The organism is Erwinia sp. 2186 (assembly GCF_057812255.1).
This window is the reverse complement of the sequence record NZ_CM173824.1, coordinates 1,476,133-1,502,015: the sequence shown is the minus strand read 5'-3', so window position 1 is coordinate 1,502,015 and position 25,883 is coordinate 1,476,133. Positions and strand designations below refer to the sequence as shown.

Annotated in this window: 24 protein-coding genes; 8 read left to right on the top strand and 16 right to left on the bottom strand. The window is 55.8% G+C overall.

Going from position 1 to position 25,883, the window contains the following annotated elements:
• Window positions 1–136 precede the first annotated feature (136 nt).
• On the bottom strand, window positions 137–589 hold the full coding sequence (gene yfbV / locus ACXKZG_RS06930) for a terminus macrodomain insulation protein YfbV (RefSeq protein WP_013203102.1): 453 nt from the start codon (window positions 587–589) through the stop codon (window positions 137–139).
• 333 nt (window positions 590–922) lie between these two features.
• Here yfbV and ackA point away from each other — a divergent pair, with 333 nt between their 5' ends.
• From ackA to ACXKZG_RS06915, 3 genes are all read left to right on the top strand, one after another.
• Window positions 923–2,125 (top strand): acetate kinase, encoded by a 1,203-nt coding sequence (ackA, locus tag ACXKZG_RS06925; RefSeq protein WP_053144295.1) that lies wholly within the window; start codon window positions 923–925, stop codon window positions 2,123–2,125.
• Between the two features lie 108 nt (window positions 2,126–2,233).
• Complete coding sequence (pta, locus tag ACXKZG_RS06920; RefSeq protein WP_173363015.1) at window positions 2,234–4,378, top strand: phosphate acetyltransferase; 2,145 nt, start codon at window positions 2,234–2,236, stop codon at window positions 4,376–4,378.
• Window positions 4,379–4,747: 369 nt separating this feature from the next.
• Window positions 4,748–5,740, top strand: coding sequence for a TIGR04086 family membrane protein (locus tag ACXKZG_RS06915; protein WP_488875888.1), 993 nt, complete (start codon window positions 4,748–4,750; stop codon window positions 5,738–5,740).
• A 66-nt stretch (window positions 5,741–5,806) separates the two neighbouring features.
• On the opposite strand, the gene ACXKZG_RS06910 is transcribed toward ACXKZG_RS06915, so the two are convergent.
• Together ACXKZG_RS06910 and pdxR are read right to left on the bottom strand one after the other, a co-directional pair.
• On the bottom strand, window positions 5,807–6,892 hold the full coding sequence (locus tag ACXKZG_RS06910; protein ID WP_206403903.1) for an ABC transporter ATP-binding protein: 1,086 nt from the start codon (window positions 6,890–6,892) through the stop codon (window positions 5,807–5,809).
• Window positions 6,893–7,169: 277 nt separating this feature from the next.
• On the bottom strand, window positions 7,170–8,663 hold the full coding sequence (pdxR, locus tag ACXKZG_RS06905) for a MocR-like pyridoxine biosynthesis transcription factor PdxR (protein WP_488875887.1): 1,494 nt from the start codon (window positions 8,661–8,663) through the stop codon (window positions 7,170–7,172).
• Between the two features lie 121 nt (window positions 8,664–8,784).
• Between pdxR and ACXKZG_RS06900 the strand changes: the two genes are divergently transcribed.
• The 4 genes from ACXKZG_RS06900 (at window position 8,785) to ACXKZG_RS06885 (ending at window position 13,305) form a co-directional block, all read left to right on the top strand.
• Window positions 8,785–10,044: a 4-aminobutyrate--2-oxoglutarate transaminase gene (locus ACXKZG_RS06900; protein ID WP_488875886.1), complete on the top strand. Its 1,260-nt coding sequence runs from the start codon at window positions 8,785–8,787 to the stop codon at window positions 10,042–10,044.
• 75 nt (window positions 10,045–10,119) lie between these two features.
• Complete coding sequence (locus ACXKZG_RS06895) at window positions 10,120–11,145, top strand: ABC transporter substrate-binding protein (protein ID WP_488875885.1); 1,026 nt, start codon at window positions 10,120–10,122, stop codon at window positions 11,143–11,145.
• A gap of 56 nt (window positions 11,146–11,201) precedes the next feature.
• On the top strand, window positions 11,202–12,467 hold the full coding sequence (locus ACXKZG_RS06890) for an ABC transporter permease (RefSeq protein WP_013203111.1): 1,266 nt from the start codon (window positions 11,202–11,204) through the stop codon (window positions 12,465–12,467).
• A 10-nt stretch (window positions 12,468–12,477) separates the two neighbouring features.
• Window positions 12,478–13,305, top strand: coding sequence for an ABC transporter permease (locus ACXKZG_RS06885; protein WP_013203112.1), 828 nt, complete (start codon window positions 12,478–12,480; stop codon window positions 13,303–13,305).
• Between the two features lie 76 nt (window positions 13,306–13,381).
• On the opposite strand, the gene yfcD is transcribed toward ACXKZG_RS06885, so the two are convergent.
• Both yfcD and yfcF read right to left on the bottom strand, forming a co-directional pair.
• On the bottom strand, window positions 13,382–13,927 hold the full coding sequence (gene yfcD / locus ACXKZG_RS06880; protein ID WP_013203113.1) for an NUDIX hydrolase YfcD: 546 nt from the start codon (window positions 13,925–13,927) through the stop codon (window positions 13,382–13,384).
• A gap of 96 nt (window positions 13,928–14,023) precedes the next feature.
• The gene (gene yfcF / locus ACXKZG_RS06875; protein ID WP_346566498.1) at window positions 14,024–14,668 is read right to left on the bottom strand and encodes a glutathione transferase; all 645 of its coding nucleotides are present in this window, start codon (window positions 14,666–14,668) and stop codon (window positions 14,024–14,026) included.
• Window positions 14,669–14,799: 131 nt separating this feature from the next.
• Here yfcF and ACXKZG_RS06870 point away from each other — a divergent pair, with 131 nt between their 5' ends.
• The gene (locus ACXKZG_RS06870; protein WP_053144308.1) at window positions 14,800–15,693 is read left to right on the top strand and encodes a TIGR01777 family oxidoreductase; all 894 of its coding nucleotides are present in this window, start codon (window positions 14,800–14,802) and stop codon (window positions 15,691–15,693) included.
• Between the two features lie 48 nt (window positions 15,694–15,741).
• On the opposite strand, the gene hisP is transcribed toward ACXKZG_RS06870, so the two are convergent.
• From hisP to ACXKZG_RS06815, 11 genes are all read right to left on the bottom strand, one after another.
• The gene (gene hisP / locus ACXKZG_RS06865; RefSeq protein ID WP_013203116.1) at window positions 15,742–16,515 is read right to left on the bottom strand and encodes a histidine ABC transporter ATP-binding protein HisP; all 774 of its coding nucleotides are present in this window, start codon (window positions 16,513–16,515) and stop codon (window positions 15,742–15,744) included.
• Between the two features lie 8 nt (window positions 16,516–16,523).
• Complete coding sequence (locus tag ACXKZG_RS06860; RefSeq protein WP_013203117.1) at window positions 16,524–17,240, bottom strand: ABC transporter permease; 717 nt, start codon at window positions 17,238–17,240, stop codon at window positions 16,524–16,526.
• Window positions 17,237–17,923, bottom strand: coding sequence for a histidine ABC transporter permease HisQ (locus tag ACXKZG_RS06855; RefSeq protein ID WP_013203118.1), 687 nt, complete (start codon window positions 17,921–17,923; stop codon window positions 17,237–17,239). The genes ACXKZG_RS06860 and ACXKZG_RS06855 overlap by 4 nt, the downstream gene beginning before the upstream one ends.
• A 102-nt stretch (window positions 17,924–18,025) precedes the next feature.
• Complete coding sequence (gene argT, locus ACXKZG_RS06850; RefSeq protein WP_013203119.1) at window positions 18,026–18,808, bottom strand: lysine/arginine/ornithine ABC transporter substrate-binding protein ArgT; 783 nt, start codon at window positions 18,806–18,808, stop codon at window positions 18,026–18,028.
• A 284-nt stretch (window positions 18,809–19,092) separates the two neighbouring features.
• Complete coding sequence (locus ACXKZG_RS06845) at window positions 19,093–19,662, bottom strand: UbiX family flavin prenyltransferase (protein WP_013203120.1); 570 nt, start codon at window positions 19,660–19,662, stop codon at window positions 19,093–19,095.
• Window positions 19,663–19,771: 109 nt separating this feature from the next.
• On the bottom strand, window positions 19,772–21,289 hold the full coding sequence (purF, locus tag ACXKZG_RS06840; RefSeq protein WP_013203121.1) for an amidophosphoribosyltransferase: 1,518 nt from the start codon (window positions 21,287–21,289) through the stop codon (window positions 19,772–19,774).
• A 36-nt stretch (window positions 21,290–21,325) separates the two neighbouring features.
• Window positions 21,326–21,811 carry a colicin V production protein gene (gene cvpA / locus ACXKZG_RS06835; protein ID WP_013203122.1) on the bottom strand — a complete coding sequence of 162 codons (486 nt, stop codon included), beginning with the start codon at window positions 21,809–21,811 and terminating at the stop codon, window positions 21,326–21,328.
• Window positions 21,812–22,102: 291 nt separating this feature from the next.
• Window positions 22,103–22,831, bottom strand: a complete 729-nt coding sequence (gene dedD, locus ACXKZG_RS06830; protein WP_053144315.1) for a cell division protein DedD — start codon at window positions 22,829–22,831, stop codon at window positions 22,103–22,105.
• Complete coding sequence (folC, locus tag ACXKZG_RS06825) at window positions 22,821–24,083, bottom strand: bifunctional tetrahydrofolate synthase/dihydrofolate synthase (RefSeq protein WP_346594018.1); 1,263 nt, start codon at window positions 24,081–24,083, stop codon at window positions 22,821–22,823. Before folC ends, dedD begins: the two co-directional genes overlap by 11 nt.
• A gap of 64 nt (window positions 24,084–24,147) precedes the next feature.
• Window positions 24,148–25,065, bottom strand: a complete 918-nt coding sequence (gene accD / locus ACXKZG_RS06820) for an acetyl-CoA carboxylase, carboxyltransferase subunit beta (protein ID WP_013203125.1) — start codon at window positions 25,063–25,065, stop codon at window positions 24,148–24,150.
• Between the two features lie 146 nt (window positions 25,066–25,211).
• Window positions 25,212–25,874: a DedA family protein gene (locus tag ACXKZG_RS06815; RefSeq protein WP_013203126.1), complete on the bottom strand. Its 663-nt coding sequence runs from the start codon at window positions 25,872–25,874 to the stop codon at window positions 25,212–25,214.
• Window positions 25,875–25,883 lie beyond the last annotated feature (9 nt).

Below are 25,883 nucleotides of genomic sequence, written 5' to 3'. Positions count from 1 at the left end.
CGCACTGGGCGTAACGAAATTTGAAGGGGATGACTAAGGATCGCACAACAGGCTTGGGGGCGGTACGGCAAGCAGACGCTTCTTTGATCCAGACCGGGTTTCGTCAAATAAATGCGCAGAAAACCCGGTCAGGACGTTAAAGATCGTCGAGGAAGGTCTTATCAAGCTGCTTGAAGGCACGTTTCAGCACATCGGCTAACGATTGATACGTGGGTTTGCCTTCCACTGGCGCAATGGCCTGGCCGGCGGCCTGCAGTTTCTCGCGAACTTCATGGAACCAGTTGAGCAGCGTGGGCGGTAATGGCGTTACGGAACGCTTACCCAACCACCACAGCCCTTGCATTGGCAGGCTGCAGGCGAACAGCGCGGTCGCCACGGCAGGGCCCAACTGACCGCCCAGCGCAATTTGCCAGCTCATGGCGAAAACGGCCAGCGGCGGCATAAAGCGGATAGAAAACCGTGTTGCACGTGAAACACGGTTCTCCGGAAAAATGGCCGCCAGGCGCTTATCGGCAGGCCATGTTTTCATATAATGCTGCCCACACTGGAACAGTTTAAACCAACCGACGGTGCCGGATTCATTAGCCATGGTTGACCTCAACTTCGGAGATAAAATTTAAACAAAATAGACAACTCAACAACTTTACCTTACATCCTTCAAAATATTTTGTCTTTAACAGGCACACTGGTTATCCTGTGCGCGATTGTTGAATGGCTGTTACGAGGTTGCTATTAGCTAGCAGTAAGGCCAGTCAAAAATCACTCTACGTTCAAAAAAAGGCGTAAAGTTTATAAAGTTTTTTTGCTTTTGGACAAAATTTGCCGTGAGCTTGACGTTCATCATTAATGTACCAGCTTTCATGCGCTACGCTGATAGTCTGATTGAGTTTTTTTTCGCCACTTTTAACCAATAGGACCTTCCATGTCGAGTAAGTTAGTTTTGGTTCTGAACTGCGGCAGTTCTTCACTTAAGTTTGCCATTATCGATCCGGCAAATGGTGAAGAATATCTCTCCGGTTTAGCCGAATGTTTCCACCTGCCAGAAGCACGCATTAAGTGGAAGATGGAAGGCGCTAAACACGAAGAAGCCTTAGGCGCTGGCGCGGCACACAGCGAGGCACTTAACTTCATCGTTAAAACTATTCTGGCACAAAAACCAGAGCTGTCTGCACTTATCACTTCGATAGGTCACCGCATCGTTCACGGTGGCGAAAAGCTGACCCAGTCAGTGATCATCGATCAGGATGTGATTCAAGGCATTAAAGATGCGTCGTCCTTCGCGCCGCTGCACAACCCGGCGCACCTGATCGGCATTGATGAAGCCATGAAGAACTTCCCGCACCTGTCAGATAAGAATGTGGCGGTTTTCGACACCGCTTTCCATCAGACAATGCCGGAAGAATCCTATCTTTATGCCCTGCCGTACAAACTGTATCGCGAGCACGGCGTTCGTCGCTATGGCGCACACGGTACCAGCCACTTCTATGTCACTCACGAAGCGGCCAAAGTGCTGAACAAGCCGGTTGAAGAGCTGAACATCATCACTTGCCATCTGGGCAACGGCGGTTCGGTTGCGGCTATCCGCAATGGCGTCTGTGTCGATACCTCGATGGGCCTGACCCCGCTGGAAGGTCTGGTGATGGGAACCCGTTCAGGCGATATCGATCCTGCAGTGGTGTTCTTCCTGCACGACACGCTGGGCATGAGCGTTGATGCGATTAACCGTCTGCTGACCAAAGAGTCTGGCCTGCTGGGTCTGACCGAAGTCACCAGCGACTGCCGTTACGTTGAAGACAACTACACCACCAAAGAAGATGCCAAGCGCGCCATGGACGTCTATTGCCACCGCCTGGCAAAATACATTGGTTCGTACACCGCGCTGATGGACGGTCGCCTGGATGCGGTCATCTTTACCGGCGGCATCGGTGAAAACGCCGCGATGGTTCGTGAACTGTCGCTGGGTCGCCTGGGCCTGCTTGGCTTTGAAGTGGATCATGAACGCAACCTGGCTGCCCGCTTCGGCAAATCAGGCTACATCAATAAAGAAGGCACACGCCCGGCTCTGGTCATCCCAACCAATGAAGAGTTGGTGATTGCCCAGGACGCCAGCCGTCTGACTGCATAAGCCCTTCCCTCCGTCAGCTCAGGCTGACGGAGTTGTTTTTGACACCAGCCACTCAGGATCGCGCAAGCCCGCGCTTCAGGGATCCTGAGCCAATTCGAGAGGTTCATTGTGTCTCGTACTATTATGCTCATCCCCACCGGCACCAGTGTCGGTTTGACCAGTATCAGCCTCGGTGTGATCCGCGCCATGGAACGTAAAGGCGTGCGCCTGAGCGTGTTCAAACCTATCGCCCAGCCTCGCACCGGCGGCGACTCGCCGGACCAGACCACCACCATCATCCGTAAAAGCTCCTCTATTCCCGCAGCCGAACCGCTGCAGATGAGCCGTGTGGAGTCGTTGCTGGGTTCGAACCAGCAGGACGTGCTGATGGAAGAGATCATCGCGCGTTATCACGAAAACACCAAAGATGCCGAAGTGGTGCTGGTTGAAGGCCTGGTGCCGACCCGTAAGCACCAGTTCGCCTCTGCGCTGAACTATGAAATTGCCAAAACCCTGAATGCCGAAATTGTCTTCGTGATGTCACTGGGCAATGATTCTCCGGCTCAGTTAAAAGAACGCATCGAACTGACCCAGAGCAGCTTCGGCGGCAGCAAAAACAAAAGCATTACCGGCGTGATCATCAACAAACTGAACGCGCCAGTCGATGAACAAGGCCGTACCCGTCCGGATCTGTCCGAAATCTTTGATGACTCCAACAAAGCCAGCGTTGCCAATATCGATCCTAAGCAGCTGTTTGCCAACAGCCCGCTGCCGGTACTGGGCTGCGTGCCGTGGAGCTTCGAACTGATTGCCACCCGCGCCATCGATATGTGCCGCCACCTGAACGCTGAAGTGATCAACGAAGGCGATATTCTGACGCGCCGCGTGAAGTCCGTAACCTTCTGCGCGCGCAGCATCCCGCATATGCTGGAACACTTCCGTCCCGGTTCACTGCTGGTGACATCTGCAGACCGTCCGGATGTGATCGTTTCTGCCTGTCTGGCGGCAATGAACGGCGTGGAAATCGGGGCCATCCTGCTGACCGGTGGCTACCAGATTGATGAGCCGATCCGCAAGCTGTGTGAGCGCGCCTTCGCCACCGGCCTGCCGGTGTTTATGGTGAAAACCAACACCTGGCAGACCTCCCTGAGCCTGCAAAGCTTCAATCTGGAAGTCCCAAGCGACGATACCCAGCGTATTGAGCGCGTGCAGGAATATGTCGCCAGCCATATCGACTCCGACTGGGTTGAATCGCTGACTGCGGCATCCGAGCGCAGCCGTCGTCTGTCGCCTCCGGCCTTCCGTTACCAGCTGACCGAGCTGGCGCGCAAAGCCGGCAAGCGCATCGTGCTGCCAGAAGGCGAAGAGCCACGCACCATCAAAGCAGCAGCCATCTGCGCCGAACGTGGCATCGCGTCCTGCGTCCTGCTGGGCAACCCGGAAGAGATCCACCGCGTTGCCGCCGTGCAGGGCGTTGAGCTGGGTAAAGGCATCGAGATTGTCGATCCGGAAGTCGCGCGTGAGAACTATGTCGCGCGGCTGGTTGAGCTGCGTAAGAGCAAAGGCATGACCGAAGTGGTGGCCAAAGAGCAGCTGGAAGATAACGTGATGCTCGGTACGCTGATGCTGGAGCGTGGCGAAGTTGACGGTCTGGTTTCCGGTGCCATCCACACCACGGCCAACACCATTCGTCCGCCGTTGCAGCTGATCAAAACCGCGCCGAACAGCTCGCTGGTTTCGTCGGTGTTCTTTATGCTGCTGCCTGAGCAGGTGCTGGTGTATGGCGACTGCGCCATCAACCCGGATCCTAACCCGGAGCAGTTGGCAGAAATCGCGATTCAGTCTGCGGATTCCGCCCTCGCCTTCGGCATCGAGCCGCGCGTGGCGATGATCTCCTACTCAACCGGCACTTCCGGTGCAGGCAGTGACGTAGAGAAAGTGCGCGAAGCGACGCGCATCGCTCAGGAAAAACGCCCGGATCTGGTGATCGATGGTCCGCTGCAGTATGACGCGGCGATCATGGCGGACGTGGCAAAATCCAAGGCGCCAAACTCGCCGGTAGCGGGCCGTGCCACCGTATTTATCTTCCCGGACCTGAACACCGGTAACACCACCTACAAAGCCGTGCAGCGCTCTGCGGACCTGATCTCCATCGGGCCAATGCTGCAAGGTATGCGTAAGCCGGTAAACGACCTGTCTCGCGGTGCACTGGTAGACGATATTGTTTATACCATCGCACTGACGGCGATTCAGTCCAAACAGGCTGAAGGCTAAAGCTGGCTATTCTGTGCGTTAAATGACGCTGATGACCACGTAAAGGCGGATCCACTGGATTCGCCTTTTTTTTAACCTCTTTTTACTGACATCACAAATTTAAAATAATATTCACTGACTTTCCTTTCCTGTGCTTAGGAATTTTATGTCCCATGTATTTTTTCGCGCAGGGTCCATTTTCACATCTGGCAATAATTCAAAAGGGTTTAATTCGTTGAAAGCTATCTGTAATTTAGCGGCGTAATTATTTTATGGACAAAATGCAATCCAGGACTAGTCTTAATCAGGAAAGCCATCAGGAGCGTAAAAAGCTTAATAATAATATTAACTTGCTATCCCTACTTATAATCAGATTAAGAGAGAACAGTTATGAGCGACCATAATATCCATCCGGTTTACAGTGACGTTAATACTGGCGTCCCGCTTAAACGCATCTCGTGGAGTGCCATTTTTGCTGGCGTGATCTTATCAGTGGTCATTTATTTATTGCTGACCATTCTTGGTACCGCAATTGGTGCCACCACCATCGATCCGTTAAAAGAGCAAAACCCTCTGGATGGACTGGGCACAGGGGCCGCGATCTGGACGGGTTTAAGCATGCTGATTTCCATTGGCGCGGGGGCATTTGTTACCGGCCGTCTGGCTCAGCGTGAAGGCGCGTTACACGGCCTGCTGATGTGGGCGGTAAATACCTTGTTTGTGGTTTGGTTAGCTATCTCGCTATTAAGCAGCGCGGTGAGCGGTACCGCCAGCGTAATTGGTTCGGGCTTTAGCATGGTGGGCAACGGTATTTCTGCTATCGCACCTTCCATCGCCAATAAAGCGAAAGAAACGTTGAAGGAAAATAACTTCGATCTGGGAAATGTACAGAGCGAACTGGAAAAAACGCTGCAACAAACTGGCAAGCCAGAGTTACAGCCGCAGGCGCTGAAAAATGATGCGAATAAGGAATCGCAGACGGCCCAGAATCAGGCGCAGAATACGGCGAATAATCCACAAAATGCCGATACGGATTTAGCAAACTGGTTCAAAGGCGTGCTGCAACGCAATCAGGATACGCTGCAGGCAGCCGATGTTGATGCGCTGAAAAATATCATCAAAGCGCGGACCGGAAAAAGCGATCAGGAAGTCGATCAGATCGTTGCGCAAACACAGAAAAGCTACGAGCAGGCGCGTCAGAAATATCAGGAACTGAAGGCTCAGGCCGAGCAGAAAGCGCGTGAAGCCGCTCAACAGGCTGCGGCCGCCACTGCCAAAGCCAGCTGGATGACATTAATCGTTCTGCTGATTGAAGCCGCCGTTGCCGGCGCACTTGGCATGATGGGTCGTAAAACGCAGCCTCGTCAGGTTGTCGTTCGTTAATCCCTGCCGCAGGTAATCGAAAAAGGCCGCTAAAATTGAGCGGCCTTTTTTTTGTGGTTGCAGGCGTTACTGAATCATTACATCCAGCGCCCGCAGATGCGCTGGCTGCCAGGAGAGCGTTACTTCGCTGCCCGGCTTCCAGCTGTTGTCGACTTTGGCTGGCGTCAGCTTCACCATAAAGTTGCCCTGCCCACCGACTTCGGTCAGCATTCTGACGTGATCCCCCAGATAGATAAACTGTTGAATTCGCGCACGAACCTGCTGGTCACCCGCTTCTGGCGCATTGACGTTGACGCGCTCGGGGCGAATGCTGAGCTGGATCTTTTTACCCGGCGAGCTTGGGCGTACCTTCAGCGCATCAAGACGCGTGCCGTCATCCAGCTGCACCTGATAGTAATCCCCTTCCGAGCCGACCTGAGTCGCCAGCAGGCTGTTATTCTCCCCGATAAACTGCGCCACAAAGGCATTCGCCGGCTGTTCGTACAGGCGGTTTGGGCTGTCCATCTGCTGGATCATGCCGTCGTTAAACACCGCCACGCGATTCGACATGGTCATCGCCTCGCTCTGGTCGTGGGTGACGTAAACAATCGTCAGACCCAGCATCTCGTGCAGCTGCTTGATTTCCATCTGCATATGTTCCCGCAGCTGCTTATCCAGCGCCCCTAAGGGCTCATCCATCAAGACCAGTTTAGGTTCAAACACCAGCGCTCTGGCCAGGGCCACGCGTTGCTGTTGTCCACCCGACATTTGCGCCGGATATCGATCGGCCAGCGAGGTCAGTTTGATCATATCGAGGATCCGGCTGACCCGATCCTTCACGTCCGCCTTGCTCAGCTTGCGGATCGACAGCGGAAACGCCAGGTTCTCGGCCACCGTCATATGCGGGAACAACGCATAGTTCTGGAACACCATGCCGATATCCCGCTGATGCGGCGGCAGCGTGTGCAGCGGCTTATCACGCAGGAAAATCTCGCCGTCGGTCGGCGTCTCAAACCCGGCCAGCATCATCAGACTGGTGGTTTTTCCGGAACCGGAAGGCCCCAGTAGCGTCAAAAATTCGCCTTCCTGCACGTCCAGATTGAGATTGCGCACCACCAGCTTTTCGCCGTCGTAGCTCTTTTTGATGTTCTTAAAACTGACCAGTGATCTCATGGCATTCTCTCGTCGAGGCAGGAAAGGGATCCAGTGCTCTGCGGATTATTCCGTCAGGCGCAATGGGTGGCTCCTTTTTAGCTCTACCACAACAAATTTCCTTCCCACAAGCAGAATTTGACAAGCTATCGACGCTGAATTCATTCTCAACACAATCAACGCAATGAATTTTAATCGTTTTTAATCACTGAAAATTTATTACCTGCATCACCCGCGTAGAATCAGGCAAGACTATGCGCACTATTATCGTGCATTCGCCCTGTTTTGAGGCAATACCTCAGCTGGGTTTCAGCCGCCGTTGCAAACACGCCAGCACCGGCGCGAAGGTTGCCACCATGTTCTGCTCCTCGACGCAGGCATAACCGAGGATCAAACCCCGGCGCGTGGTGCCCTGCAGGTAATACGCTGAAAGTGGCCGGGTCAGCACGCCCTGCTGTTCCAGTTCCGCCGCAACGGCCACATCGTCGATGCCGTCGGGAAGCGAGAGGATCAGGTGCAGCCCGGAGTTGCTTTGCTGCGCCAAAAACGCCGGTCCAAGGCTTGAGGTGATGGCGTCCACCAGCGCGGCACGGCGGCGGCTGTACAGCTGGCGCATCTTGCGGACGTGCGCGGCGTAGTGTCCTTCGCGAATAAATTCGGCCAGCGTCAGCTGCACTAGTCCGTTCCCGCCGCGATACAGTTCCGAATGGGCCATTTTCATCCGCGCGGCCAGCGGTTTTGGCACCACCATGTAGCTCAGCCGCAGGCCGGGATAGAGCGTTTTGCTGAAGGTGCCGAGGTAGATAACCGGCGCATCCGCAGACAATCCCTGCAGCGAAGGGATCGGGCTGTCGCCAAAGCGAAACTCGCCGTCATAATCATCCTCGACAACCCAGCTTCCGGCGTTTTTCGCCAGGTCCAGCAGTTGCTGACGCCGCTGCAAACTCATCACCGATCCCAGCGGATACTGATGCGATGGCGTGACGCAAATCAGCCTTGGCGGTCGGCTGACATGGCTGAAGGCGGCGATATCCGGCAGCACCATGCCCTGCTCATCCACCGGCGTCGGCAGCAGTTCAACGCCGTTCACCGCCAGCACATTGCGAAATCCCCAGTAACCCGGCTCTTCAATCCACGCGCTGTCGCCCGGATCGCACAGCATTTTCGCCAGCAAATCCAGCGACTGATGCGTGCCGGCCGTGACCAGAATCTGATCCGCCGAACAGTTCAGCGAGCGAATAACCCGCAGGTACTCGGCCAATGCCTGCTGCAGCTGCACGCAGCCGCCATGGCTGGAGTAGCTCAACGCCTCCACCGGCATCCGACGGCTCAGCCGTAACTGGATTTTGCGCCAGATATCGTGCGGCATATGGCTGACGTCGGGCACGCCAGGCATAAACGCGCCCCACTGGAAGGCGCCGGCACCGCTGCGCGCCAACACGCGCGTGCCCCGGCTGGACAGGCGGATGTAGTTAAACGGTTTGCCCGCCGGGACGGGTGACGCGGTGGCCTCCGGCGCCATCTCCGGCAGCCGCTCGCAGACGAAGGTCCCACTGCCGGTTTTGGTTTGCAGATAGCCCTCGGACTGCAGCTGTTCGTAGGCCGAAAGCACCGTATTTCGCGAAACGGAGAGATCTTTTGCCAGATCGCGGGTGGCCGGTAAACGGCTGCCGGTGGCAATGGCCCCTTGCTGGATCGCCGACTGCAAAACATCGTACAAACGCTTGCCCAGCGCGCCTGCGGGAGCCTGGCTTAAGCGGTGTGCGAGCAGGTCGCCAAGTAACGTTCGCAAAATTGGTACCTCGCAATAAAAAAAACTGGCTCTGGATTATAAAACCCACAAAACGGTAAAAACGAGTCAACCCAATACCACGTGGACCGTTCCACGCGAAGACATCTGATGAGGTACAACCATGAACAGTGAAGTGCAACAGCGTCGTTTAGCTGCCACGCCGCGCGGCGTTGGCGTGATGTGTGATTTCTACGCCGTTCGCGCAGAAAACGCCACGCTGTGGGATCATCAGGGACGAGAGTATACCGATTTTACCGCCGGGATCGCCGTTCTGAATACCGGACACCGTCATCCAAAAGTGGTTGAAGCGGTTCGCAACCAGCTGGACTGCTTCACGCATACCGCTTTTCAGGTCATTCCCTACGAGAATTATTTGCTGCTGGCCGAGCGCCTGAATCAGCGGGTGCCGATTGCCGGCCCGGCAAAAACCACTTTTTTCTCCAGCGGCGCGGAAGCGGTTGAAAACGCGGTGAAGATTGCCCGCGCGGCCACCGGTCGTCCGGGCGTTATCGCCTTCACCGGCGCTTTCCATGGCCGCACCATGATGACCATGGGCCTGACCGGCAAAGTGGTCCCCTACAAAACCGGCTTTGGACCGTTCCCGGGGTCGGTGTTCCATGCCCGTTACCCGAACGCGCTGCATGGGCACAGCATCGACGATGCGATGGAGAGCCTGGAATCCCTGTTCCGCTGCGACATCAGCCCACAGCAGGTCGCCGCCATTATCTTCGAACCGATCCAGGGCGAAGGCGGCTTCAATATCGCGCCAGCCGAGTTTGTCAGCAAACTGCGCGCGCTCTGCGATCAACACGGCATTCTGCTGATCGCCGACGAAATTCAGACCGGCTTTGCCCGCACCGGCAAGCTGTTTGCCTGCGAATACTACCCGGATGCCAAACCTGACCTGATCACCATGGCGAAGAGCCTGGGCGGTGGTCTGCCGATCTCTGCCGTCTCCGGACGCGCCGAAGTGATGGATGCCCCACTGCCTGGCGGACTGGGTGGCACCTATGCCGGCAACCCGCTGGCCATCGCCTCTTCGCTGGCGGTACTGGAGGTGATTGACGAAGAAGCGCTGTGCGAACGCGCGCTGCGTCTGGGTGCAGAACTGGTTGAAACGCTCAACGGCTGCGGCAATCCGGCGCTGGTTGAAGTGCGTGCCCGAGGCTCGATGGTGGCCGCCGAATTCAACGATCCGGCAACCGGCAAACCTTCTGCGGAAATCGCCAAAAACATTCAGCAAAAAGCGCTGGAACACGGCCTGATCCTGCTGACCTGTGGCGTGCATGGCAACGTCATCCGCTTCCTTTATCCACTGACTATTCCGGACGCCCAGTTTAAACAGGCGCTGACGCTGCTCGACACGCTGTTGCGCGCGTAGCTCCGCTGGCACAAATACTGCAATAACGCACCGGCAGCGCTGGCTGCTGATAACAATAACGAGGGGAGTTTTGGCATGGTTAAGACGTTGGCATTAATGATTCTGGCTGCTTTTGCCGTACAGGCGCAGGCAGAAACCCTGACCGTCGTTTCTTTTGGCGGCACCAACAAGGATGCGCAGGAGAAGGCTTTCTACAAACCCTTTACCGCCGCAGGTAAAGGCACCATTGAAGCCGGCGAGTATAACGGCGAGATGGCGCGCATCCGCGCGATGGTCGAAACCGGCCAGATTGGCTGGGACGTGGTGGAACTGGAAACCCCGGAACTGCAGCGCGGTTGTGAAGAAGGTCTGTTTGAAACGCTGGACTGGAACAAACTGGGTAAAAAATCTGACTTTATCCCGGCAGCGGTCACCGAATGTGGCGCCGGTATTTTTGTCTGGTCTACCGTGCTGACTTACGATGCCACCAAGTTAAAGAAAGGGCCAACCAGCTGGGCGGACTTCTGGGACACCAAAGACTTCCCGGGTAAACGTGCGCTGCGCAAAAGCGCCAAATACACGCTGGAAATCGCGCTGATGGCCGACGGCGTGAAGCGTGAAGACGTGTATAAGGTGTTAGCCACCCCTGCCGGGGTCGATCGCGCCTTTAAAAAGCTCGACCAGATCAAACCGAATATTCAGTGGTGGGAATCCGGCGCTCAGCCGCTGCAGTGGCTGGTTTCCGGCGATGTGGTGATGAGCTCGGCCTACAACGGCCGCATTGGTGCCGCGCAGGCTGAAGGACATAACTTCAACATCGTCTGGGACAACGCGCTATACGACCTGGATAACTGGGCGATCGTCAAAGGCTCGAAGCACAAGGCCCTGGCCGAACAGTTTATTGCCTTCGCTAACCAGCCTGAAAACCAGAAGGTGTTTGCTGAAAACATTCCTTACGGCCCGACCAACCTTAGCGCCGGCAAGATGCTGGCTCCTAAACGCCTGAGCACCCTGCCAACCGCGCCGGAAAACCTGGCGAAGTCGTTACAGGTGAGCAGTGATTTCTGGCTTGAGCACGGCGAAGATCTCGAACAGCGCTTCAACGCCTGGGCAGCCAGATAAGTTAAGCCGGCCGGGCCAGCATCGCGCCCGGCCGCACCTGAATTAAGGAGTCAGCAATGAGTCAAAATCCGGTTCTGGAGTCCAACATGCCCCCTGCACTGAACGGCGAGCTGTCCCTCAGTCAGCGTCTGCGCCGCGTGGACCGGGCGAAAACCCGCCGCTCACTGATGCTGATAGCGCCTTTGCTGATCTTCGTGGTGGTCTGTTTTCTTTTTCCGATCGTTTCCATTCTGAGTAAAAGTGTTGAGAACCCGGAGTTCCACGACACGCTGCCGGAAACCACCGCCGCGCTGGCGCAGTGGTCAGGCAACGCCCTGCCCGATGAATCCCTGTATGCCACGCTGGGCAAAGAGCTGAAGAGCGCCCGCGAGCAAGGCCAGATTGCGGCCATCGCCAAACGGATGAGCTATGAGGATCCCAGCTTCCGCCGGCTGATTGTGACCGCGCCGCGTCTGGTGCCCGACTCGGGAAGCCAGGTAAAAGAAGCGATGATCGCCCGTCAGCCGTTGTGGGGCGAACTGTCTACCTGGCAGACGCTGCAACGCGCCGCCAAACCGCTGACCAGCTACTATCTGCTGTCGGTCTTCGATCGTAAGGTGGATGTCAAAACCGGTGAGGTAGTGAAGATCCCGGCTGAGCAGGCGCTGTATGTTAACGTGCTGCTGCGCACGCTGTGGATGGCGTTGGTGGTGACCTTACTCTGCGTGGGCATTGGCTATCCGCTGGCGTACTGGCTGGCAAAGCAGCCCTCTAATCGCGCGAATCTGCTGATGATCCTGGTCCTGCTGCCGTTCTGGACCTCGCTGATCGTCCGCACCGCCAGCTGGATTGTGCTGTTGCAGTCAGGTGGGTTAATTAACCGCGCATTGATGGCAGTGGGCTTAATCGACCACCCGTTAACGCTGGTGTTTAACCGCATTGGCGTCTTTATCTCGATGACCCACATTCTGCTGCCGTTTATCGTGCTGCCGTTATATGCAGTGATGAAAGGCATTTCCCCCACCTATGTGCGCGCGGCTATTTCCCTTGGCGCGCATCCGTTCCTCGCTTTCTGGCGCGTCTACGTGCCGCAAACCTACGCCGGGATTGCCGCGGGTGCGCTGCTGGTCTTCATGATGGCGATTGGCTACTACGTAACGCCCGCCCTGCTGGGCGGACCGGATGACCAGATGGTCAGCTACTTTGTGGCGTTCTTTACTAACAGCACCATGAACTGGGGCATGGCCGCAGCATTGGGCAGCCAGCTGCTGATTATCGTGATGTTGCTGTATGTGGTTTATGTCCGCGTGACCCGCACCTCTGCCGAATCGGCAGCCCATTAAGGAGACGATGATGAGACAAAATGGAAGCCAACTGCTTCGCCTGTGGAACGCCTTCTTCACCTTTTATGGCGCGGCGGTACTGCTGTTTCTGATCGTGCCGGTCCTGGTGATTGTGCCGCTGTCGTTTAACTCAAGTTCGTTTTTAAGCTATCCCCTCAGCGGCTTCTCGCTGCGCTGGTATCAGACCTTCTTCCATTCAGGTGAGTGGCTGAATGCGCTCGGCAACAGCCTGATGATTGCGCCGATGGCCACCTTAGTGGCAACGGTGCTGGGCGTGCTGGCGGCGATGGGGCTGGTGCGGGGGGAATTCCGTGGCAAAGGGATCGTGATGGCCATTCTGATTTCGCCGATGGTGGCGCCGGTGGTGATCATCGCCGTGGGGATGTTCTTCTTCTTTGCGAAACTCTCGCTGCTGAACAGCTACCTCGGGCTGGTTCTTGCTCATGCCCTGCTTGGCGTGCCGTTTGTGGTGATCACCGTGGTGGCGGTACTTAAGAGCTATGACAGCAATCTGTCGCGCGCGGCCGCCAGTCTGGGGGCTTCGCCGCTGTATACCTTCCGCAAAGTGACGCTGCCGCTGATTGCGCCCGGCGTATTCTCCGGTGCGCTGTTCGCCTTCGCCGCCTCTTTCGATGAAGTGGTGGTGACGCTGTTCCTCGCCAGCCCGCGTCAGCGAACCTTGCCCATTCAGATGTTTGCCGGCATCAGGGAAAATCTTGACCCGACCATCGCCGCGGCGGCGACGTTGATGATTGGCGCGTCCTTGATCCTGCTGATCGTTATGGAACTGCTGAGAAGGCGCGGCGAGAAAATGCGTCAGTCGGCACCGGCTCATTAGACTCGATGCCAGAAAAGCAAAACGCCTGACGAAATTCATCAGGCGTTTTTTTTGCACTAAGGCGAGCCGCCGGAGGTTACTCCTGGCGTGAACTGCCAGAGCTGGAACGGCCGGACTCGTTATTACGGCTGAGCCACAGTGACAGGGCTTTCAGTGAATCATCGGTGAATTCATCGCAACGGGCGGTGATCTCTTCCGGCGTCATCCAGGTGACCTCATCCACTTCTTCTTCCTGCATGGCAAACGGACCGTGTGAGACGCAGCTAAACAATCCGCCCCAGACGCGGCAGTGCTGATCTTCAAAGTAGAACAGGCCGTGTTCAGCAAAAGGAACCGCCGCAATACCCAGCTCCTCTTCCGCCTCACGGCGCGCTGATTCCAGCATATCTTCGCCACTTTGCACCACGCCACCGGCGGTCGCATCCAGCATACCCGGCATAAAGTCTTTGGTTTCTGTACGGCGCTGTACCAGAATTTTGCCCATCCCATCGTGTACCACGATGTAGGTCGCGCGATGGCGCAAACATTGTGCCCGCATATGCGCACGGCTGGACTGTGCGACGACCTCGTTTTCTTCATTAACGATGTCTACCCACTCCGTGCCGCTCTCTTGCTCCACCATCCGTAACCCTTATTTGTTCTGGCGCATCAGCGCACGTTTACTCTTGCCCGCACAGTGTGCCACGGACCGTAAAAAAATTATAACCCGCGAGTGTGATTAACAGGCGGTCTTGGAGGATTCTGAGAGCCAAAGTTGCACGGATGCACGTTGCCACTGGAAATGGGCATAGTCAGCCACGCGATCGGGCACCGGATCGCCGTGCAGAGCCAGCCGATTGATCATCACCGCCAGGTCGGTATCAGCAATTGACCATTCGCCAAACAGGTTTTGCTGGCCCGGCGAGAGCCGACGCTCCACCGCGTCAAACAGCTTTTGCGCAGACGCCTGCGCATCTACGGTTAAGGCCGGAAATTTTTCATCGGCAAACAGCACTTCCGTGGGGCGCTGCTGGCGGATCGGCAGAAAATCGCTGCGCAGCCAGGCCTGAATTTCACGCGCTCTGGCCCGTTTTTCACGATCTTTAGGATACAGGCGTTCATATTCCGGGGCAGGAAAACGCTCTTCCAGATATTCGGCAATCGCAGAAGATTCGGAAAGCAGGAAATCATCAATCTGTAAGGCCGGTACGCGACGCGTCAGCGAGATCTCGCCAAACGCATTTTCAAGATGCTGCTGGCTGGCGAGATCAACATGCTGCATCGAGAACGGCACGCCCTTCTCGCTCAGCGCAACAAAGACCGACATCACATAGGGGCTAAAAAAACAGGCATCGGACCACAGCGTTACGTTTGGGTAATTCATCCTGATATCCTTACAAGGCGGCGTCTGCAACCTGTTTACCCATTTTTTCACATAAAGGCAATCCCCCAAACTTCACCTAAGCTGAAAGCAGGCTGTTGGATTTTTTATTTCTCTGATTAAGGACAGACAGCATGCATATTTTACTGACAGGCGGCACCGGCCTGATTGGCAGCCACCTTATTCCCCGCCTGCTGCATCGGGGTGAAACCGTCAGCGTGGTGACACGCGACGTCGCCGCAGCACGGGCGAAGCTGGGCCCGGAAGTGCACCTCTGGTCCGGCCTCGATCAACAACTGGATCTGAATGACGTTGATGCGGTAATCAATCTGGCCGGTGAACCGATTGCCGATAAGCGCTGGACCGAGCAGCAGAAGCGCCACCTGTGCGAAAGCCGCTGGCAAATCACCGAACGGCTGGTGAGCCTAATCCATGCCAGCAGTAACCCGCCTTCGGTACTGATTTCCGGCTCCGCCACCGGCTTTTATGGCGATACCGGTGACCTGGTGCTGACCGAAGACGATCCCGGTCACGATGAGTTTACCCATCAGCTTTGCGCGCACTGGGAACAGCTGGCGCTGGCGGCGGCCAGCGAACATACCCGGGTTTGCCTGATGCGTACCGGCGTGGTGCTGGCGAAAGAAGGTGGCGCGTTAAGCAAAATGAAATTGCCCTTCAGAATGGGCATCGGCGGCCCGATAGGCAGTGGCAAGCAGTATATGCCGTGGATCCATCTGGATGACATGCTGAATGCCATCCTGTGGCTGCTGGACAGCCCTGGCTTAAGCGGTCCGTTCAACATGGTGGCGCCGTATGCGGTGCGCAATGAACAGTTCGCTGCCACGCTGGGACACGCCATGCACCGCCCGGCCTTTATGCGCACGCCGGCGACCGCCATTAAGCTGATGATGGGCGAATCGGCGATTCTGGTGCTGGGCGGGCAACACGTGTTGCCTAAGCGGCTGGAAGAGTCGGGGTTTGCCTTCCGCTGGTATCAGCTGGACGAGGCGCTGGCAGACGTGGTGTAAGCGCAAGCATCAACCCCGGAAACCGGGGTTGATGTCAGCGCGAACCGGTTACTTCAGCGCACCGGAAAGGAATTGCTGCAGACGGGTGCTTTTCGGATTATTGAACAGCTCCTGCGGCGGCCCTTCTTCCTCAATTTTCCCCTGATGCAGGAAGATCACATGGCTGGAAACGTGGCGGGCAAACTCCATTTCATGCGTCACCACCACCATGGTTTTCCCCTCTTCTGCCAGCTTCTGCATAATCTTCAGCACTTCACCGACCAGCTCAGGATCCAGCGCAGAGGTGGGCTCATCAAACAGCAGCACTTCGGGCTCCATCGCCAATGCGCGGGCAATAGACACACGCTGCTGCTGACCCCCTGACAGATTCACCGGATATTTGCCGCGCGCACGCTCATCAATCCCCACTTTATCGAGGTACTTGATCGCCCGTGACTGCGCTTCCGCTTTGCTCAGGCCCAGCACCTGGATTGGCGCTTCCATCACGTTCTGCAGCACCGTCATATGGCTCCACAGATTGAAGTGCTGGAATACCATGGTCAGGCTGGTGCGCAGTTCACGCAGCTGTTCTTTGTTGGAGACCTTCAGCTGGCCATCGGTATCACGCACCAGGTTAATCATCTGGTTGTTCACCGCGATGGTGCCTTCGCTTGGCTTCTCAAGGAAGTTAATGCAGCGCAGGAAGGTACTTTTGCCTGAACCGGACGAGCCGATAATGCTGATCACATCGCCGGCATTGGCCTGCAGCGATACGCCCTTCAGCACTTCATGCTCGCCATAACGTTTATGCAGTTCAGTTACGCTTAATTTATTGTCGGCCATAATTCTGCTCAATGAGTTGATGAAGGTTTAACGTGCTTCAGCCAGCGTTTTTCCGCCTTGCGGAACAGACTAATCAACACATACGAGATCATAAGATACAGCACCGCCGCAATGCCAAAGGCCACAAACGGCTGATAGGTTGCGGAGTTAATGTCGCGGGCGACCTTCAGCAGATCGGGCACCGTGGCGGTAAACGCCAGTGCCGTCGAGTGCAGCATCAGGATCACTTCATTGCTGTAAGCAGGCAGCGCGGTGCGCAGTGCGGAAGGCATGATGATGCAGCGATACAGTTTGAAGGTGGAGAAACCATAGGCCCGCGCCGCTTCAATTTCACCGTGCGGCACCGAACGGATTGCCCCGGCAAAGATTTCGGTGGTGTAGGCACAGGTATTCAGCGTTAACGCCAGCAGCGTACAGTTAAGGCCGCTGCGGAAGAAGGCGTTGAGCAAATCGTTGCCCTTCACAATCTCCAGCGTGTACATGCCCGAGTAGAAGATCAGCAGCTGCACGTATAACGGCGTGCCACGGAAAATATAGGTGAACAGCCACACCGGGAAACGCACGGCGGTAATCGAGGAGACGCGCGCAATGGACAGCAATACCGCCAGGCAGCCGCCCAGCACCACGGAAATAATCAGCAGCCACAGCGTAATCGCCACGCCTGAAAAACGGTATCCGTCAGTCCACAGCAGGGCTTGCCAGTAGTCATGAATAATGTCGATCATAGGTCAGCCCTTCTTACACCCACCGAATAACGGCGTTCAAGCCACAACAGCACGCCGTTTGACAGCGTGGTAAACACCAGATAGATCACCCCGGCCACCACCGCAAAATAGAACGGCTGCCAGGTACTTTTCCCCGCCAGCTGGGTCGCTTTGACCACGTCTTCCAGCCCCAGCAATGACACCAATGCCGTTGCCTTGAGGATCACCTGCCAGTTATTGCCGATGCCCGGCAGCGCATAGCGCATCATGCCTGGGAACAGGATCCGACGGAAAGTCTGGGAAGAGGTAAAACCGAATGCCGTCGCGGCCTCAATCTGGCCTCTCGGCACCGCCATATAGGCGCCGCGGAAAGTTTCAGTGAAGTACGCGCCGTAGATAAAGCCAAGGGTGATGATACCGGCAACCATCGGATCAATATCAAACTGATCGACGCCCAGTGCATCAGTAAGTTGGTTCAACGCAATTTGCAGACCGTAGAAGATCAGCAGCATCAGAACCAGATCGGGCACGCCACGGATCAACGTGGTGTAACCTTCGAAAATCAGGCGTAACGCCCGATTGCTGGAGAGCTTGGCCCCTGCGCCAATCAACCCAAGGATAACCGAGAGCAGCACCGAGCTGAGAGCCAGCTCAAGCGTGACCAGCGCACCTTTAAAAATCACTTCAGAATAGCCATACAGCATAAGGATGTCCTGTCTTTGGATTAACTTCGCGTTTCATCCGCCTGTGGCGTACAAAACAGGGGCCGCAGTCTACCGACTGTCGGCCCCCATGACAGGTTTTACTTAACCGCCGTACACGTCAAAGTCGAAATATTTTTTCGCTAACTTATCGTAGGTTCCATCTTTACGCATGGAATCGAACGCTTTATCGATCGCGGCTTTCAGGTCGGCATCATCTTTACGCATGCCCATCCCGGTACCCACACCGAAGATTTTCTCGTCTTTTACTGCCGGACCTGCAAAGGCAAAGCCCTTACCGGCAGGCTGCTTCAGGAAGCCTTCGCTGGCGGCAACTTCATCCTGGAAGGCGGCATCGATACGTCCCGCGGTCAGATCCTGATACACCAGGTCCTGGTTCGCGTAAGGGGTAACGGTGATGCCTTTTGGACGCCAGTTTTCGTTGGCGTACGTTTCCTGCGTGGTGCCCTGCAGCAGACCGATGGTTTTGCCTTTCAGCGAATCCAGCGTCGGCATGATTTTCGAGCCTTTCGGCGCGATCAGACGGGCGTTAGCTGCGTACAGTTTTTCCGAGAAAGCGATTTCCATCTGACGCTTTTCGGTAATTGAGAGCGAGGAGATGATGGCATCAATTTTTTTCGCTTTCAGAGAGGGGATCAAAGCATCGAAATCACTTTCCACGTAGGTACATTTGGTCTCCATACGCTTACAGATCTCATTCGCCAGATCGATATCGAAGCCAACCAGTTGCCCCTGAGCGTTTTTAGACTCAAACGGAGCATAGGTCGGATCGGTGCCGATGCGCAGCGTTTTCGGCGCAGCAGCAAACGCGCTGCTTGCGCTGGAGAGAGCCAGCAGCAGAGAAAGAGCCAGGACCTGCTTTTTCATAGATTACCCTCGAAGATGATTTTTTATTATGTCAGTCGTGATGTTGTTAGCGCAGTTGGAACAGTTGTCTTTTGCAGATTTCATGCCAGTTTTGTGCTGCCCTGCCCCATTGCTGCGCAATCAGCGCGTTTCGCCTGTTGGCGGCGTAAACGCCTTGATTGTGGGGAAATATATAACAGGTTTGTACATTCGAGGTGGTAACAATGTTGCATTTTGGTGCACTCAATGCACGAAATGCGATTCAGCACCAATTAAAGCACCATGATGGTGCATAGCAGGCGGCTTTATGCACCCTGCCAGCGCGTAAACAGATCTTTATCGAGCGTGATCTCGAACTGGTCGAGCACGCGATTGACGGTCTGATCGACGATATCCATGATGCTTTCAGGACGATGATAGAAGGCGGGGACCGGCGGCATAATGATCGCGCCAAGTTCGGCAGCGGTGGTCATCATCCGCAAATGGCCGACATGCAGTGGGGTTTCACGCACGCACAGCACCAGCCGGCGGCGCTCTTTTAACACCACATCGGCGGCGCGGGTCAACAGGCCGTCGGAGTAGCTGTGCACAATGCCCGAGAGGGTTTTCATTGAGCATGGCAGAATGGCCATGCCGTCGGTTTTATAGGAACCGGAGGAGATGCTGGCGGCAATGTCGCGCACGTCATGGACCACATCGGCCATCGCCTGCACGTCACGTACCGAATAATCACTTTCCAGTGCCAGCGTCTGGCGTGCAGCCGCGCTCATCACCAGATGGGTTTCCACCCCGCTGACCTGCTGCAAAATCTGCAGCGCACGGACGCCATAAATGACGCCGCTGGCACCTGAGATGCCAATAATAAGTCGTTTCATAAATATCCTGCGGGGGTAGCTAAAGACTGAAGTATGCCATCTGCGACGCTAAAATAGAAATGGGCCGGAATCTCTTCCGGCCCATCTGACCTGCCACACCACTCAGGGATTAACCTTCGTTGTGCATTTCCAGGTTTTCCACTTCGTTAACGCGCGCCATCGCTTTGGCATCATCGTTACGCAGCGACTGGAGGTACTCCAGATATTGCTGATCGACATCTTTGGTCACGTAGATCCCGTTGAACACCGAGCACTCGAACTGCGCGATATCCGGGTTTTCTTCTTTGACCGCTTCGATCAGATCGTCCAGGTCCTGGAAGATCAGGCCATCAGCCCCAATCAGCTGGCGGATCTCTTCCACTTCACGGCCATGGGCAATCAGCTCCGTTGCGCTCGGCATATCAATGCCGTACACGTTCGGGAAACGGATTTCCGGTGCTGCGGAAGCCAGATAGACTTTCTTCGCACCCGCTTCACGGGCCATCTCGATGATCTGCTCACAGGTGGTGCCGCGAACAATGGAGTCATCGACCAGCAGCACGTTTTTACCACGGAACTCAGCACGGTTCGCGTTCAGCTTGCGGCGAACCGCGCTGCGGCGCTGGTGCTGACCCGGCATGATAAAAGTACGGCCGACGTAGCGGTTTTTCACAAACCCCTGACGGTATGGCTTGTCCAGAATGCGGGCCATCTCCAGCGCGATATCGCAGGAGGTTTCCGGGATTGGAATGACCACGTCAATGTCCAGGTCTTCCCACTCACGGGCGATTTTCTCACCCAGCTTGGTGCCCATGCGAACGCGGGCGCTGTAGACGGAAATTTTGTCCAGGAACGAGTCCGGGCGGGCAAAATAGACGTACTCAAACAGGCACGGATTGCATTTCGGATTCTCTGCACACTGACGCGTGAACAGCTGACCTTTCTCGGTGACGTAAACCGCTTCGCCCGGCGCAACATCACGCAGGAATTCGAAGCCGAGCGTATCCAGCGCCACGCTTTCAGAGGCAACCATATACTCATGGCGACCGTCTTTCATGCCACGCTTGCCAATCACCAACGGACGGATGCCGTTAGGATCGCGGAACGCGACCATGCCATGGCCGATGATCATCGACACGCAGGCATACGCGCCACGAACGTGCTGATGAACCGCTGCCACAGCGGCAAAAATATTGTCTGCTTCCAGCGGGAAGTGCTGAAAACGATCCAGCTCCTGAGCAAAGATATTGAGCAGGATTTCAGAATCTGATGTGGTGTTAACGTGACGACGACCGCTTTCGAACAGCTGCTTACGCAGTTCGTGCGCGTTGGTCAGGTTACCGTTGTGCGCAAGCGTAATGCCGTAAGGCGAGTTCACATAGAAAGGCTGCGCTTCGGAAGCACTGGAGCTTCCCGCAGTTGGGTAACGGACGTGACCGATGCCCATATTGCCTTGCATACGCTGCATATGGCGGGCTTCAAATACATCGCTAACCAGGCCGTTTGCTTTACGCAGGCGGAAGCAATTCAATGCATCAATGGTTACGATGCCTGCGGCATCCTGCCCACGGTGCTGGAGCACCGTTAACGCGTCATAAATCGACTGGTTGACCGGCATAAATCCGGCGATCCCGACAATACCGCACATGTGGTTATTTCCTCATAAGCCGCAACCCAGGTTCTATTACCGGGGCAAAAAACTCGACGTGCTTTTCAGGTAGTCAAAAAACCACCTGATGATGTAACTGAACTGGGGAACCAGCTGAGACTGTTGCCAGTCCGGACTTTTGGAAAATCCGGTGAATGTATCGAGGAAAAACAGAATGGCTGAGACTATCAGCACGCCACGTAATGCCCCGAAACAGACTCCCAACACTCTGTCGGTACCCGACAGGCCGGTTTTTTCAACCAGCGACCCAATAACGAAGTTGACGATAGCCCCAACTAACAGCGTGGCAACGAACAACACCGCAATGGCGATCCCATTTCGAACCAGTTCGTCTTCAAAACCGGTGAACCAGACCGCGAGGAAGGAGTAGTAATGACTGGCGACAAAAAATGCGCAACCCCAGGTGACGAGTGATAATGCTTCCCGAACGAACCCACGGATCAGGCTGACAAGAGCCGAAAAACTAATAACCGCAATAATGACGTAATCTATCCAGACCATGAACTCTTCCAGCGACTGTGCCCCTGCATCCAGTTCGGGGCGAATTCTAACAGAAAAAGAAAACGTTTGCGTAGGGTTTTCCTTTGCCAGTTTAATTAAAACAATTTGCTAAAAAAACCAGCAATCATGCGCGCTGGCGGCTATCCGACCTTGTCGGACAGCCCGGTACTGCAATCTTTTGATTTGCATCGGGTAAGCCGCCCAAAAGGCGGTTTTACCCGAGTGAAGCGCCTGGCCGAAAACGGCCGTTGGCAAGGCGCAGACTCTTACAGTAATAGCGACAGGCTAACGTTAGCGAGCGCTATATGGTTTCACCACGCCGCCCAATCCTGATATGCCTTTCAGCTCTGAGATTGATGCCTGCATTTTCGCTTTCGACGCGTCCGGCCCGACATAAATACGGGTGATTTCGCCCTGAACCGGCGTGGAAGGCACGGTAAAGGCGCGATAACCGGAAAGACGCAGCTGGGCGACAACCTGGTTCACCTTGCTGGCATTCTTCAGTGCGCCGAGCTGAACGACGTAAGCCTGACCGGTTGGTGCGCTCTCCGGCTCGGCGGCCTGAGGTGCAGGTTCTGGCTTCGGCTCTGGCTTCGGTTCGGCCTTCGGCTGTGCTTTCGGTTTCTCAACCGGTTTTTCAACCGGCTTCGGCTTCGGTTTTTCCACCGGCTTCGGCTGCTGTACCGGCTTAGACTCGACCATCGGCGGCGGGGAAATCACGCTGGGCTTATTGACGGATTTTGGCGCGGTTGAGCCACTTTCAGCCTGCGAGGTATTGCCCGGCGTTTTGCCTTCCACCGCCGTGGCTGCACCTTCCGGCGGCTGCGAAGGTAAAGACTGCGTTACCGGAGGAACCAGATCGTTCTCCTGCTGGTCGCCCGGTTTAGGCACCAGCGGGATCGCGGCAAACTCTTCTTTATAGTGCTTCTTCTTGCCGTCGAGCAGGCCTGGCAGAATGATGACACCCAGTGCAACTATTATGACGGTCCCGACTAAACGGTTCTGAAACTTACTGGCCACTGCCGTTCTCCGTTTCCCTCGTTTCCATAACCTGTGCCACGGTGTGGAACGATCCGCACACCAGCACAATATCCTGCGCTTCAGCCTGTTGCAGCGCCTGGCGATAAGCATCGGCCACGCTGGTAAAGGTCTGCGCTGTCGGCAAATGGGCCTTCAGCTGTTCAGCGCTGGCACCGCGCGGGCCGTCCAGCGGCGCGCAATACCAGTAATCCACTTCAGGTTGCAGACAGGCCAGCGTACCGGCAATGTCTTTGTCATGCAGCATACCCACCACCGCGTGAACCTTGCCGCTTTTTGGCAGTTCACTGAGTCGACCCGCCAGATAGCTGGCCGCATGCGGATTGTGCGCCACGTCCAGAATCACCCTCGGTGACTCGGCGACCGTCTGAAAACGGCCTGGCAGAATCGCCTTGTCCAGCCATTGGTAGATGATTGCATCATCCACCTGCAGCGAGGAACAGCGCAACGCAGCCAGCGCGGTGGCAGCATTAGGCATCGGCACCTGCGGCAGAGGCAGTGCGCTTAGCGTGCCCTGCGCATCGCTAAATGACCAGCTGCCCTCTTCCGCGGTGTAAGACCAGTCACGGCCGCGCTTCAGCAGCTGCGCGCCGAGATTATCGGCCACTTCGGCGATGGTGTACGGCATATCAGGTTCACCAACTACCGCCGGTTTACCGCCACGGAACACGCCGGCTTTCTCGCGACCGATGCTTTCACGATCCGGACCCAGCCAGTCGGTGTGATCCAGCGCGATACTGGTCACCACCGCGACGTCGGCATCGACGATATTGGTGGCATCCAGTCGACCGCCCAACCCAACTTCGAGGATCACCACATCCAGCTTAGCGCGTTTAAACAGCCACAAAGCGGAGAGCGTCCCGAATTCAAAGTAGGTCAGTGAAGTGTCGCCCCGTCCGGCGTCGATATCCGCAAACGACGCGGTGTGATCGGCTTCGGGCAGCTCTTCGCCCTGAATGCGCACCCGTTCGGTATAGCGCAGCAGATGCGGGGAGCTGAACACGCCGACGCGATAGCCTGCGGCCATCAGCAGCGTTTCAAGGGTTCGACAGGTGGTGCCTTTGCCGTTGGTCCCGGCGACGGTGAAAACCACGGGAGCAGGTGTTAACAGGTCGAGCGACGTAGCCACGCGATGGACGCGTGTCAGCCCGAGTTCGATAGCTTGAGTATGGAGATTCTCAAGATAATGAAGCCACGTGACCAAAGGTGACGTGGCTTGAGGAAGATTATCCATTTGTCCCGTTCACAGCGTTACGGTTCATTGGTAAAAGGGGCTGTCCGCCCCTTTCAATCGTTGATCAGGCCTCATGGCCCTGCGACGCGTCTTCGTCCTGGACCGCTTCTTTATGCGTATCTTCCACTGGCGCAGGGATATTCATCATCTTCGCCAGAATGCTGGCCAGCTTGAAGCGCATCACCGGACGGCGCACGATCATATCGATAGCGCCCTTCTCGATCAGGAACTCACTGCGCTGGAAGCCTGGTGGCAGTTTCTCACGCACGGTCTGTTCGATAACGCGTGGACCGGCAAAGCCGATCAGCGCTTTAGGTTCAGCAATGTTCAAATCGCCCAGCATCGCGAAGCTGGCAGACACGCCACCCATGGTTGGGTCAGTCAGTACCGAAATATACGGCAGACCGCGTTCCTGCATCTTCGCCAGCGCGGCGCTGGTTTTTGCCATCTGCATCAGCGACATCAGCGCTTCCTGCATACGGGCACCGCCGGAAGCGGAGAAGCAGATCATCGGGCAGTTGTCTTCCAGCGCCTGTTCCACCGCACGAACGAAACGCGCGCCAACAACAGAACCCATTGAGCCGCCCATAAAGGAGAACTCAAACGCAGCAGCCACGACCGGCATGCCGTGCAACGTCCCTTTCATCACGATCAGCGCGTCTTTTTCGTTGGTCTCTTTCTGAGCCGCAACCAGACGATCTTTATATTTCTTGGAGTCTTTGAACTTGAGCAGATCTTTCGGCTCGAGTTCGCTGCCCAGCTCTGTCATTGAGCCTTCGTCCAGCACGCTGTGCAGGCGGTCGCGACCATGCATACGCATGTGGTGATCGCATTTCGGGCAAACTTCCAGATTACGTTCCAGCTCGGCGCGGTACAGGACCTGGCCGCAGCTGTCGCATTTGGTCCAGACCCCTTCAGGAATACTGGCTTTACGCGATGGAGTGGTGGTGCTTTTATTGAGAATTCGTTCAATCCAGCTCATTGATGACCTTTCTGTTTGAACCTGGTGAAACCAGTTTTCTTTTTTCCACGCCGCAGGCAGCGCAGACCATAATGTCGCTCATTAAACCATAACCGCCCGATGCTGTGGATAAAAATCTGGTATCCGGGCGGCAGTTTAGCGATGTATTACTGCGATTTTTGCTGCTTTGCGGCCCGACGGTGACGCCAGACTTCAATCACACCCGGCAGAATCGACAGGACGATTATTGCCACGATCAGCAGCTTCAGATTCTCCTGCACAACCGGCAAATCACCAAACAGGTAACCCGCGTAGGAGAATAGCAGCACCCAAAGCAACCCACCCGAGATGTTATACAGGGCAAAGTGGCGATAGGACATTTTTCCCATACCGGCGACAAACGGCGCAAATGTCCGGACGATCGGCACGAAGCGCGCAAGAATAATCGTTTTCCCGCCGTGACGCTCGTAAAATTGATGGGTTTTATCGAGGTGGCTGCGACGGAAGATTTTCGAGTTCGGGTTACTGAACAATTTATCGCCAAACAACCGGCCAATGGTGTAGTTCACCGCATCGCCGACGATAGCCGCCACGGCCATCAGCGCCACCATGACATGGATATTCAGATCGTTGGTCGGTAACGCCGCCAGCGCACCGGCAACAAACAACAGCGAATCCCCAGGCAGGAATGGGGTCACCACCAGTCCGGTTTCACAGAACAGGATCAGGAACAGAATGGCATACACCCACATGCCGTACTGCGCCACCAGCTCCGCCAGATGGACATCAATATGCAGGATAAAGTCGACTACAAAACGAATCAGTTCCATACACCTTTC